The following is a 12,897-nucleotide window of genomic DNA, read 5'->3' on the forward strand; positions in this document are numbered from 1 at the left end:
TCCTTAGGTGATTACTTAGCTTTAATTGCAGTTTTAACTGTAACTAGAGCTTTTTTAGAACCAGGAACATTACCTTTAACAAGTAGTAAGTTACGTTCCGCATCAACTTTCACGATTTCTAAGTTTTGGATTGTAACTACAGTGCCACCCATTTGACCAGGTAATTTCTTTTGTTTGAATACGCGGTTCGGAGCAACTGGACCCATTGAACCAGGACGACGGTGGTAACGAGAACCGTGGGCCATAGGACCACGAGATTGACCATGGCGTTTAATTACACCTTGGAAACCTTTACCTTTAGTAACACCTGTTACATCAATTACATCGCCTTCTGCGAAAATTTCTACTTTGACTTCTTGACCAACTTCGTATTCTCCCACGTTCACGTTGCGGAATTCACGAATGAAGCGCTTAGGAGCAGTGTTCGCTTTTGCTACGTGACCTTGCTCTGGTTTGTTAGAAAGCTTAACGCGCTTGTCTTCAAAACCAACTTGGATAGCTTCGTAGCCGTCTGTATCAACAGTTTTCTTTTGAAGAACTACGTTTGGAGTAGCTTCGATAACTGTTACCGGGATTAAATCGCCGTTTTCAGCGAAAACTTGTGTCATACCAATTTTTCTACCTAAGATTCCTTTAGCCATTTGTCACACCTCCTGTAAGTTTTAAAAAGTTATATTTTTTTACCATTAAAGTTTGATTTCGATATCAACGCCAGATGGTAAATCAAGTTTCATTAACGCATCAACAGTTTGTGGTGTTGGGTTAACGATATCGATCAGACGTTTATGCGTACGCATTTCGAATTGTTCACGAGAATCTTTATACTTGTGAACGGCACGAAGAATTGTGTACACAGACTTCTCAGTTGGAAGTGGAATCGGACCTGATACACTTGCACCTGAACGTTTTGCAGTTTCCACAATTTTCTCAGCAGACTGATCTAAAATACGGTGATCATACGCTTTTAAACGAATACGAATCTTTTGTTTTGCCATTATTTTCCCTCCTTCTCGCCTATTTTCTAGACATTCTCCACGAAAATTTTCCAACACACCGCCATGGCAAAGCGGCCGGGTGTGTCGGCAACCTCTCGCTTCATCGCAGTCAAAGACCAACATTCAACATTATATACAATAAAAAAAGAATAAGCAAGTCTTTTCGCTAAATTCTTTTAAATGTTGCAGGTATTCATACTACTTTATATTTCTCGCTTATCTAAGCCGTTTATTAGTATATAAAATTTCTATGCACATTGCAACACTTAAGGCTGTGATATCAACGTTTTCGAACATTTCAAACAATTAGTCGATCCAAGAACGAGTTTGCTAAATCGCCGATGATCTCACTTCGAGGATGTAGCGCTTTATCCTCGATGAAAATTACGTCCTTAGTTTATGCCTTAATTAATAATCTATCGTTTCTTTAACAAAAAAAGCAGTCTCTAATATTAGAAACCGCTCTTTCTATATCTTTATAAGAAGAATACACATGCAATCCAACCAAAAATAATAAGTGGGATGTTAATGAATAAGAACGTTGGCACACATGTATCCCAAATGTGATTATGCTGTCCATCTACATTTAAACCTGCAGTTGGTCCAAGCGTAGAGTCTGAAGCAGGAGAGCCTGCATCGCCTAAAGCACCCGCTGTACCTATTAGACAAATAATCGCCAAAGGACTCAATCCTAATCCTTGTGCAAGGGGTACGAATAAGGTCGCAATAATAGGTACTGTTGCAAACGATGAACCGATCCCCATCGTTACGATTAAACCAATAACCAACATAATAAATACAGCTAGACTCTTATTCCCTTGAAGAATTGCTAATGAGTTAGTAATTAAGCTATCTACATCACCTGTGGCATTAATAACAGATGCAAACCCATTTGCAGCGATCATAACAAAACCAATAAAGGCCATCATTTTCATTCCTTCAGAAAGAACTTCATCTGCCTCTTTCCAATTAAGCGAGCCTGTAAAATACATAATCATAATCCCTGTAAAAGCACCAACAATCATCGAATCAGTATAAATTTGTGCAACTAAAGATACAATTAAAGCCGCCGCCGTTGAAACAATAACAAACTTACTGACATTAACATTTAAAGACTCTGTTTCAACATCATTATTTTCATATTGTCGAGGTTTTCGATAAACGAAAAATGCTACACATAATCCAATCAGCATCCCTAGAACGGGTATAGCCATCGCTACTGGTACATCACGTGAAGATACCTCCATACCAGCTTCAGATACTTGTGTAGAAACGATATCTTGGAAAATAGCTCCGAAGCCAGCAGGGACGAAACTATATGTTCCTATTAAACCGACAGCAATTAATGTTGCAATAAATCGTCGGTCAACCTCTAGCATATTTAAAACCTTTAAGATTGGAGGAATCAGTAATGGAATAAAGGCTATATGAATTGGAATTAAGTTTTGTGAGAAAATAGACATCATAAAGATCAGTAAGAAGATTAAAACCTTTACTAAACTTTTTCGATTACTTTCACCGTTTTTATTTAATATCTTTAAAATACCTGCAATCATTAATTCTGGGATTCCTGTTTTTGAAATGGCAATAGCGAAACCACCAAGTAAGCCATAACTTAAAGCAATCGTTGCACCTGCTCCTAATCCTTCCGTAAATGATTGTACAGTTGCTTCAATACCCATGCCGCTTGTTAAGCCCCCTACAAAGGCCCCCAATACTAGAGAAAGTACAACATTGATACGGAGCAAGCTTAATATTAACATGACAGCTACTGCCACAATTACTGCGTTCATTTCGACACTTCACTTTCGTACACTAGATTACTAACAGATTAAACTTTAATGGTCTGATAATTGAAAGTCAAGATGTTTTTATATCCCTACGAGAAATTCCCTGATTCACACAACATAAAAAAACAGTATGACTTTTAAATCATCACACTGTTTTTTAAGTCCTTCCTATTTAACTGTTATAATGATTCGCGAATGACTTTTTTATAATATCCAATAGAAAGTACAGCGAAGATAGCATATAAAGCTATATAGCAGCTCATTGCAATCCATAATGGTACGGTTAATTCTGAGCCGAATAAAAACCATCCTGACTTAACAGCGAAATAACTATGGAGTAGCCCTATTATTAATGGAACACCGAAGTTAAAGGCTTGTTTCATATATATACCTTTCATAATATCTTTTTCAGCGAAGCCAATCTTTCTTAATATCGTATAAGAAGCTCGCTCCTCTTCAGCCTCAGACATTTGTTTAAAGTATAAAATACTACCTGTTGTCATTAAAAATGCTAAGCCTAAAAATGCTGTTGTAAATATCGTTATTCCTAATGTTTCGATATTCTCCTTACGTTCTTCTTCATAGGACAGTAGTGTATAGTTATTTATTACTCCTGCACCTGTTTGTATATATAATTTCTCCGCTAGAGCTAAATCACTTTTATCCTTTAGATTAATAGATGTTTGTTTATGCCATTGAGAATAATTTGCATGAACAGCTAATTTTTCAAACAATGCATCCGGAACTACGAAAATTGGCCCCCCAGGTCCAGAAGTCACAGTACCACTTATAATACTTTCATGTCGAACTTCCTTAACATGAAATGTTTCCTCCTTATATGCCTCTGGACTTCCTGTAGTGACAACTATATCACGCTCCTTTTCAAGCGGAAACATCTCTGCCATATAGCCACCATAGTTTGTTATAATTACATCTTTACCCGAAACAAAAGCTTCAGGAACAATTTGTTGATAATCTGAAAGCGGAGTCGTATACACGGTTCCTACCATACTGGCAAATGGATTACCTGAATTTTGTGGGTCTTCAGATAATAACTGTGAAAGTGGAGCTGAAACACTCTGTAACCGATAATCTTTTTTATCAAAAGCAATATTATTTTCCTCTAACTTCTTTAAAAACTCCTGACCATTATCTTCAAGATAAACATAATCACCAGGTACTTGGCTATATGCCGAGGATTCCGATGAATAATACGCTATATATGCTAAAGTTGTAATACCAAGTGATACACCTGTTAAAACAGTTATAAGCGTTAATGATTTTGCATTACTTTTCATACGATGCATAATTGGTGTTAATGCGAGTACATCATGTACAGACAAATGTCCATTTTTCTTTAGACGAATTGAATTCATTATAAATGCGACAGAGAAACGGAAAACAAGGAATGTTCCGCCAATGGTAGTTGCTAAAATAATAATCATATTAAGTCCTAAATCATAAGAGTTAATATCGAAGAGCTTAGTTGATGCATAGTAACCATATGCAATTAGTACAAGTCCCAAAAAACCAATAGCCATTTGTAATGGGCTAAAGCGTTTTACACGCTCATCGGCTTGCTTTGCAGCACTAAATAACGATAGTAATGATACGCGATAAATCATCCAAGCCATTTGCACAAGTACAATTACTAGTAGAATGGCAAATACTACGATAGACTGCTGTAATGCCTCTGTACTAAATGTCATTGTCACAAGTGCCTCTTTTTCTAGTAAGCGCAGTAAAATCATTGCGAATAAGCGTGAACTAAAGAACCCTGCAAGTATACCTAAAACGACCGCGCCTACAAATAATAAGATACTTTCTACCGCCAATAAGCGTACGATAAGCCCCTTTGTCATCCCTATCAGCTGATACAAGCCTATTTCCTTACTGCGACGCTTCATAAATAAATGGTTTGCATATAGTACGAAAAACAAAATAATAAAGTACAACATATATGTTGCTGCTTCAAAGCCCGCTGTGGCTGTACCGCTCTTCTGTACAGTAGCTAGCACCTCAGGGTTATTTTGCAATGTCACAAAGGAAAAATATAAAGTAACACTAAAAATAAGTGCGAAGAAATATAAATAATAGTGCTTCATATTTTTCTTCATGCTGCGTAACACGAGTTTACTAAGACTCATAACCGTCACCACCTAGCACACTTTGCGTATGCATGATCTCTTGGAAAAATGCCTGTCTCGTTTTATCCCCTTTATATAGCTCACTATAAATGAGTCCGTCCTTTAAAAATAATACGCGTGTACAAAAACTTGCAGCCACCGCATCATGCGTAACCATCATAATCGTTGCTTTTTTTGTCTCATTAATACTTTGTAGGTTTTTTAAAAGTGCAGTAGCCGATTTTGAATCAAGTGCGCCTGTAGGCTCATCAGCAAATACAAGCGATGGATTTGTAATAAGTGCACGAGCTGCCGATGTACGTTGCTTTTGACCACCTGATATTTCGTTTGGGTATTTATTTAAAATATCGGTAATACCTAATAAGTGTGTAAGTTCATTTAAACGACTCTCCGCAACAGCCTTCGGTAACTTTCCAATAGCTAATGGTAATAGAATATTTTCTTTTACTGTTAACGTATCTAATAAATTATAATCTTGGAATACGAATCCTAATTGCTCACGGCGGAAATTAGCCAGCGCCTTCTCCTTCATACCACGTAGGTTTTGACCATTTATTTCAATGACACCTTCTGTTGCAAAGTCAATTGAACACAAAACGTTTAAAAGTGTTGTTTTTCCTGAGCCTGATGGTCCCATAATACCGACAAATTCACCTTTATTCACTTCTAAATCAATGCCCTTTAAAACCTCTTGAGCTGTTGATTTTTTTCCATATACTTTTTTTACTTTACGACCAATTAAAACTGCCACTTGTAAACGCCCCTTTCTTTATATCAAGTGTACCCTGTCTCCTTCGTCAATTCGTGCGTTTTACATGACAATATAAAAAGGTAGGTGACAATTTCGTCATCTACCTGTTAGTTTGACATATTCATTTTGTAACGGAAAACGTAAGGTAAATATTGAGCCTTCATCTACAATTGATTGTACACTAATACGAACACCTATCTTCTGAGCTACATTATGAGCTAAATACAAACCCATGCCTGTTGACTGTGCAGATTCCCTTCCAGCTGTTCCAGTATACGACTTTTGAAAAATTCGAGGCAAATCCTCCTTACTAATACCAATACCTGCATCTTTTATATGTAATAAAGTTGCGCCCATCGGATCTACCTCCGTAAATATCAACACTTCCGAATTTGCAGGACTATATTTAATCGCGTTGGATAAAATTTGTCGAACGATAAAAGCTAGCCATTTACCATCCGTCAGCACTGTCTCCGTTAACTCACCAACATCAAAACCGATACCTTTTTCAATACACCATGCTTGCATAGCTCTTATTTCCTTATAGACAACCGTTCTTAGCTCGATGACTGCCATATAATTATCTTTTTCAATCGAAGAAAAACGTGTTTGATGTAGCTGCTGATCAACCAATAAATGTAGTCTTAACCACTCAGCTTCTAATTTACGACGTAATGTCAAATCTTCTATATGATCTAACATTAAATTAATTGAAGTTAATGGTGCTTTTACTTCATGAACCCAGGCCAAGAGCTCATCTGTATATTCCTGTAGCTGTACTTTTGCTTGATTTAACTCCGTATCCTTATCGTTAAAGACATCTTCAATCTTTGTAAAATATGCAGCTTGAAAAGGTGATAACGCTAAGTTTCTACTGTGTGTGTCATCAAGCTGGCTGTCTACATTTCCTAGGAAATCCTTTAACTGCCCTACTTCAACTACATATCGCCAAATAAGAAAAGCTATAAAACTAACAAGCAAACAAACATTCACGTATCCAATTGAAACTCCAATTAACCCAGCATCTAAAGTAAATAAAACGTTAAGAATAACAATTGTAAATACAAAAAAGCCTATCCATGCAAGGCGTTCTTTTAAAAATAAAAGTAGCATTTTCACTCACGTCCCCTGCGTTACTGCCATATAACCAAGTCCCTTTTTTGTTAAAATAACATCCTGTAAACCAATATCCTCAAGCTTTGCACGTAATCTATTTACGTTTACAGATAAGGTATTATCATTAACAAAACGCTCATCGTCCCATAACTTTCTCATTAAATCATCTCTAGAAACAATTTGATTAGACTTCTCCACTAAAATACGTAAAATAAAAAGCTCATTCTTAGTTAAGGAAACAAGCTGTCCTTCAAACATAATTTCACTTCGTGCATAGTCAATAACTGCACCGTTAAAACGTGTGACATCCATCGACTCTTCTACATAATCATATGTACGACGTAAGATGGCCTGTACCTTTGCAAGTAGTACGTCCATATTGAAGGGTTTCTGTATGAAATCATCAGCGCCCATTTGCATTGCCATCACCATATCCATTGGATGGTCCCGTGACGATAGAAAGAGAATTGGCACCTTTGAAATATGCCGAATTTCACGACACCAATGAAAGCCATCATAGGCTGGTAGCTGAATGTCAATCAATACAAGCTGTGGCTTTTCCTCAATAAAATCATCCATCACCTTTTGGAAATCTTTCGGACCAACAACTTGAAGAGTCCATTGTGCAAAACGCGTCTGAATCATTTCAAAAATTGATGGATCATCTTCTATCAGCAATATTTTCATCTCCATTTGCAAATTCTCCTTCCATGAAATGTTTATATGTATTAAATAGTTTCACACCATAACGTGGGATTGATTTCCGTTCCGACTGGGCGCTTTCCTAGGGGCGTCCAGTCTCCACTTCAATCAGCATATTTAGCATACGTTCCAACAAATAGCATCCACAACTTATGGTGATGAGCCAAAAATTTTAATCTCTGGCACTCACTTTCATTTCCGGCTACATCGTATAGAAAAATTTTATTCTTACATTTAGCGCGTTGAGTTATTTCTGCTTTTTTTGGTATTTCACCTATTATGTATACATAAAATAATCTAATTTAAATAAGATTATCCAATGTTCTTTATTTATTTTAACATAAAAAACCAATCTGTAAGCGTCCCTACAGATTGGTTTTGAAAAATTAGCTTGCGCTAAAATTATTTTTGGATAGAAGCAACTACGCCAGCGCCTACAGTACGGCCACCCTCACGGATAGAGAATTTAGTACCTTCTTCAAGAGCGATTGGAGCGATAAGTTCTACTGTCATTTCGATGTTATCACCAGGCATTACCATTTCAACGCCTTCTGGTAAGTTACAGATACCTGTTACGTCAGTTGTACGGAAGTAGAACTGAGGACGGTAGTTAGAGAAGAATGGAGTATGACGGCCACCCTCTTCTTTTGATAAAACGTAAACTTCAGCTTTGAAGTTAGTGTGTGGAGTGATTGAGCCTGGTTTAGCTAATACTTGACCACGTTGGATTTCTTCACGAGCTACACCACGAAGTAAAGCACCGATGTTGTCACCAGCTTCAGCATAGTCTAATAATTTACGGAACATTTCTACACCAGTTACAGTTGTAGATTTAGCTTCTTCAGCGATACCGATGATATCAACTACGTCACCAACTTTAACTTGACCACGTTCAACACGGCCAGTTGCAACTGTACCACGACCAGTGATTGAGAATACGTCCTCAACTGGCATCATGAATGGTTTGTCAGTTTGACGTTCTGGAGTTGGGATGTAAGCATCTACAGCGTCCATTAATTCAACGATTTTTTCTTCCCATTCTGCTTCGCCTTCAAGAGCTTTAAGAGCAGAACCTTTGATTACAGGAAGATCGTCACCTGGGAAGTCATATTCAGATAGTAGGTCACGGATTTCCATTTCTACTAATTCTAATAATTCTTCGTCGTCAACCATATCACATTTGTTCATGAATACTACTAAGTATGGAACACCTACTTGACGAGATAAAAGGATGTGTTCACGAGTTTGTGGCATTGGGCCATCAGCAGCAGATACTACTAAGATACCGCCGTCCATTTGTGCAGCACCAGTGATCATGTTTTTAACATAGTCAGCGTGTCCTGGGCAGTCAACGTGTGCATAGTGACGAGTAGCTGTTTCGTATTCTACGTGAGAAGTATTGATTGTGATACCACGCTCTTTTTCTTCTGGAGCGTTATCGATGTCAGCGTAAGATTTAGCTGTACCACCCATTTTTTTAGAAAGAACTGTAGCGATTGCAGCAGTTAAAGTAGTTTTACCATGGTCAACGTGTCCGATTGTACCAATGTTAGCATGCGTTTTTGAACGGTCAAATTTTTCTTTAGCCATTAGAGATTGCCTCCTCAAAATTATATGTTTATATTTTTTTTGAATTTATAGAATGATTGCTGATGGCGAACGGGCCCATCCACCATACCACAATCATAGCTTACAAATTAGTTATACTTTATGCAAGATGAAATTTCAATTATTCACCTTTATTTTTTTTGATGATTTCAGCAGCGATTGATTTTGGTACTTCTTCATAATGATCAAATGTCATTGAGAATACACCACGACCTTGTGTTGCTGAACGAAGAGTTGTTGCATAACCAAACATTTCCGATAAAGGAACCATTGCACGAACAACTTGTGAGTTACCGCGAGCTTCCATACCCTCAACGCGTCCGCGACGAGAAGTAATGTTACCCATGATATCACCAAGGTATTCTTCTGGAATTACAACTTCTACTTTCATCATTGGTTCTAAGATAACTGCATCACATTGTTTAGCAGCTTCTTTAAGAGCCATAGATGCAGCAATTTTGAACGCCATCTCATTCGAGTCAACGTCATGGTAAGAACCGAATACTAATTTCGCTTTAATGTCGATTAGTGGGTAACCAGCTACTACACCGCGGTCAAGAGAGTCACGAAGACCAGCTTCTACTGCAGGAATGTATTCACGAGGTACTACACCACCAACGATAGCGTTTTCGAATTCAAAGCCTTTACCTTCTTCATTTGGAGAGAACTCAATCGTTACGTCTCCGTATTGTCCACGACCACCAGATTGGCGAGTGAATTTACCTTGAACTTTTGCAGAGCCACGGAATGTTTCACGGTAAGATACCATTGGAGCACCTACGTTAGCTTCTACTTTAAATTCACGGCGCATACGGTCAACTAAGATATCAAGGTGAAGCTCACCCATACCTGAGATGATTGTTTGTCCAGTTTCTGTGTCAGTGTGAGCACGGAAAGTTGGATCCTCTTCTTGAAGTTTTTGTAAAGCTTGCCCCATTTTATCTTGGTCAGCTTTTGATTTTGGTTCTACAGAAAGAGAAATTACTGGCTCAGGGAACTCCATTGATTCAAGAATAACTAGGTTTTTCTCGTCACATAGAGTATCACCAGTAGTAGTATCTTTAAGACCTACTGCTGCTGCGATGTCCCCAGCGAATACTTTAGAAATCTCTTCACGAGAGTTAGCGTGCATTTGTAGGATACGACCTACACGCTCACGTTTACCTTTAGAAGAGTTTTGTACGTATGAACCTGAATCTAATGTTCCAGAGTACACACGGAAGAAAGTTAATTTACCTACGAATGGGTCAGTCATAACTTTGAATGCAAGAGCTGAGAATGGCTCATCATCAGAAGATTTACGTTCTAACTCTTCGTCACCATCAACTGAAGTACCTTTGATTGCTGGTACATCAACTGGAGATGGTAAGTAATCGATAACTGCATTTAACATTGGGCGTACACCTTTGTGTTTGAATGCTGTACCACAGATTACTGGGTAGAATTCTACTGCGATCGTAGCACGACGGATAGCCGCTTTAAGTTCAGCAACAGTAATTTCTTCGCCTTCTAAATATTTTTCCATGATATCTTCATCAACACTTGCAACAGCGTCGATTAATTTTTCACGGTATTCTTCAGCTTGTTCGCGGTATTCTGCAGGAATTTCTCCTTCAGTTACTGCTGTACCTTTTTCGTCGCCGTAGAAAGTAGCTTTCATTTCAACTAAGTCGATGATTGCAGAGAACTCATCTTCAGCTCCGATAGGTAATTGGACAGGGTGAGCGTTTGCTTGTAAACGCTCATGTAGAGTTCCTACAGAATATAAGAAATCTGCTCCTGTTTTATCCATTTTGTTAATGAATACAATACGTGGAACACCGTATGTTGTAGCTTGACGCCATACAGTTTCAGTTTGAGGCTCAACACCAGATTGAGCATCTAGTACTGTTACAGCACCGTCAAGTACGCGTAATGAACGTTCTACTTCTACAGTGAAGTCTACGTGTCCAGGAGTATCGATGATGTTTACACGGTGACCTGCCCATTGGGCTGTTGTTGCAGCAGAAGTGATTGTAATACCACGTTCTTGCTCTTGCTCCATCCAGTCCATTTGAGAAGCGCCTTCATGAGTTTCACCGATTTTGTGAATCTTACCAGTGTAATAAAGGATACGCTCAGTTGTTGTTGTTTTACCAGCATCAATGTGAGCCATGATCCCAATATTACGAGTATTCTCAAGTGAGAATTCGCGTTTCATAGGAAATTTCTCCTTCCATATTGGGGTAAAGACTGTATAAAAGACCTTGTGTTAGCCAGTTAACTAACACATAGGTTAAATTACCAACGGTAGTGAGCGAATGCTTTGTTCGCTTCTGCCATTTTGTGCATATCTTCACGTTTCTTAACTGATGCACCAGTGTTGTTTGAAGCATCTAGGATTTCGTTAGCTAAACGCTCTTCCATAGTTTTTTCACCACGAAGACGAGAATAGTTAACTAGGTAACGAAGACCTAAAGTTGTACGACGTTCTGGACGTACTTCAACTGGTACTTGGTAGTTAGAACCACCAACACGGCGAGCACGTACTTCAAGAACTGGCATTACGTTGTTTAGAGCAGCTTCGAATACTTCAATTGGATTTTCACCAGAACGTTCTTTAACTAATTCGAACGCACCGTATAAAATCTTTTGAGAAGTACCTCTTTTACCATCAACCATCATTTTATTGATTAAACGAGTTACTAGTTTTGAATTATAAATTGGATCTGGTAACACGTCACGTTTGGAAACAGGACCTTTACGAGGCATGTGTTTTCCTCCTTTCGAATAGATATCGATTTATTTTATAAAGTTGCCTTATCGTAGTTGTTACTCAAATTTCAAATCTGCTAGCAAGATTTGAAATTTGTCACACCTACATGAGGCTCATTATTTAGAAACACTATATAGTGTTATATTATTTTTTTTCTTTAGGGCGTTTTGTTCCGTATTTAGAACGTGATTGTAAACGACCGTTTACACCAGCTGTATCAAGAGCTCCACGTACGATATGGTAACGAACACCCGCTAAGTCTTTTACGCGTCCGCCACGGATAAGAACAACACTGTGCTCTTGTAAGTTGTGGCCTTCACCTGGGATATAAGCTGTAACCTCAATTTGGTTAGTTAAACGAACACGAGCGTATTTACGTAACGCTGAGTTTGGTTTACGAGGTGTCATTGTACCTACACGAGTACAAACACCACGTTTTTGTGGAGATTTAACATCAGTTAAAGATTTTTTAAATGAGTTATATCCTTTGTTTAACGCTGGTGATTTTGATTTCGTGCTTTTAGATTGACGAGGCTTACGTACTAATTGGTTAATTGTAGGCATCGGTATTTCCTCCCTTCATTTATTCCTTGTTAATACCACACATCCAGGTGGTTCATTTTTTGGGTAAAAACAAAGTCTTTGTGTTTTATACACAAAAACTACTCTACAGCAATAGCAACAACCGCTGCTCCAACGTGGATTCCACAGGTCTTGCCCAGTTCCTTTTTGGACTCAACAAGAATAACTGGCACACCGATTTCTCTCGCGAAAGTAATGGCCAAATCGGTTACCCAATTGTCTGCGTCAAGTGCCACAAAAAGTTCTTTCACTGAACCATCGCGCATTGCTTTTACTGCTTGCTTTGTACCTATGATTGTTTGACTTGCCCTTACTCTATCATAAGACATTTTCATATCCTCCAAAGTACAGAACAGTTAACTATCAACCTTCAATATATTATCATTACCAATTTCGACTGTCAACTAATATTCTTTAAAAAGCCCGAAGAGATGATGAAAAAACATCTCTC

12 protein-coding genes are annotated in these 12,897 nt (G+C 38.1%); all 12 read right to left on the minus strand.

Going from position 1 to position 12,897, the window contains the following annotated elements:
• Positions 1–11: 11 nt before the first annotated feature.
• The 12 genes from rplC to QRN68_RS08745 all read right to left on the minus strand — a co-directional run bounded on the left by rplC (position 12) and on the right by QRN68_RS08745 (position 12,775).
• Positions 12–641: a 50S ribosomal protein L3 gene (gene rplC, locus QRN68_RS08690; protein ID WP_068986544.1), complete on the minus strand. Its 630-nt coding sequence runs from the start codon at positions 639–641 to the stop codon at positions 12–14.
• A gap of 45 nt (positions 642–686) precedes the next feature.
• On the minus strand, positions 687–995 hold the full coding sequence (gene rpsJ / locus QRN68_RS08695) for a 30S ribosomal protein S10 (RefSeq protein ID WP_004233624.1): 309 nt from the start codon (positions 993–995) through the stop codon (positions 687–689).
• A gap of 476 nt (positions 996–1,471) precedes the next feature.
• The gene (locus QRN68_RS08700; protein ID WP_285396418.1) at positions 1,472–2,788 is read right to left on the minus strand and encodes a Na+/H+ antiporter family protein; all 1,317 of its coding nucleotides are present in this window, start codon (positions 2,786–2,788) and stop codon (positions 1,472–1,474) included.
• Between the two features lie 176 nt (positions 2,789–2,964).
• Positions 2,965–4,932, minus strand: a complete 1,968-nt coding sequence (locus QRN68_RS08705) for an FtsX-like permease family protein (protein WP_285396419.1) — start codon at positions 4,930–4,932, stop codon at positions 2,965–2,967.
• A complete protein-coding gene (locus tag QRN68_RS08710; RefSeq protein ID WP_285396420.1) occupies positions 4,922–5,683 on the minus strand; it encodes an ABC transporter ATP-binding protein in 762 nt (253 codons plus the stop codon). The genes QRN68_RS08705 and QRN68_RS08710 overlap by 11 nt, the downstream gene beginning before the upstream one ends.
• A gap of 96 nt (positions 5,684–5,779) precedes the next feature.
• A complete protein-coding gene (locus tag QRN68_RS08715; protein ID WP_285396451.1) occupies positions 5,780–6,796 on the minus strand; it encodes a sensor histidine kinase in 1,017 nt (338 codons plus the stop codon).
• A 6-nt stretch (positions 6,797–6,802) separates the two neighbouring features.
• Positions 6,803–7,486 carry a response regulator transcription factor gene (locus tag QRN68_RS08720; RefSeq protein WP_285396452.1) on the minus strand — a complete coding sequence of 228 codons (684 nt, stop codon included), beginning with the start codon at positions 7,484–7,486 and terminating at the stop codon, positions 6,803–6,805.
• 417 nt (positions 7,487–7,903) lie between these two features.
• Positions 7,904–9,091, minus strand: a complete 1,188-nt coding sequence (tuf, locus tag QRN68_RS08725; RefSeq protein WP_285396421.1) for an elongation factor Tu — start codon at positions 9,089–9,091, stop codon at positions 7,904–7,906.
• A 139-nt stretch (positions 9,092–9,230) separates the two neighbouring features.
• Positions 9,231–11,309: an elongation factor G gene (fusA, locus tag QRN68_RS08730; RefSeq protein ID WP_285396422.1), complete on the minus strand. Its 2,079-nt coding sequence runs from the start codon at positions 11,307–11,309 to the stop codon at positions 9,231–9,233.
• Positions 11,310–11,389: 80 nt separating this feature from the next.
• Positions 11,390–11,860, minus strand: coding sequence for a 30S ribosomal protein S7 (gene rpsG / locus QRN68_RS08735; RefSeq protein ID WP_024364378.1), 471 nt, complete (start codon positions 11,858–11,860; stop codon positions 11,390–11,392).
• Positions 11,861–12,008: 148 nt separating this feature from the next.
• A complete protein-coding gene (gene rpsL, locus QRN68_RS08740) occupies positions 12,009–12,428 on the minus strand; it encodes a 30S ribosomal protein S12 (protein ID WP_008181595.1) in 420 nt (139 codons plus the stop codon).
• A gap of 98 nt (positions 12,429–12,526) precedes the next feature.
• Positions 12,527–12,775 carry a ribosomal L7Ae/L30e/S12e/Gadd45 family protein gene (locus tag QRN68_RS08745; protein ID WP_285396424.1) on the minus strand — a complete coding sequence of 83 codons (249 nt, stop codon included), beginning with the start codon at positions 12,773–12,775 and terminating at the stop codon, positions 12,527–12,529.
• Positions 12,776–12,897: the final 122 nt, after the last annotated feature.

Source organism: Lysinibacillus sp. fls2-241-R2A-57, from assembly GCF_030209535.1.
Lineage (GTDB): Bacteria > Bacillota > Bacilli > Bacillales_A > Planococcaceae > Lysinibacillus.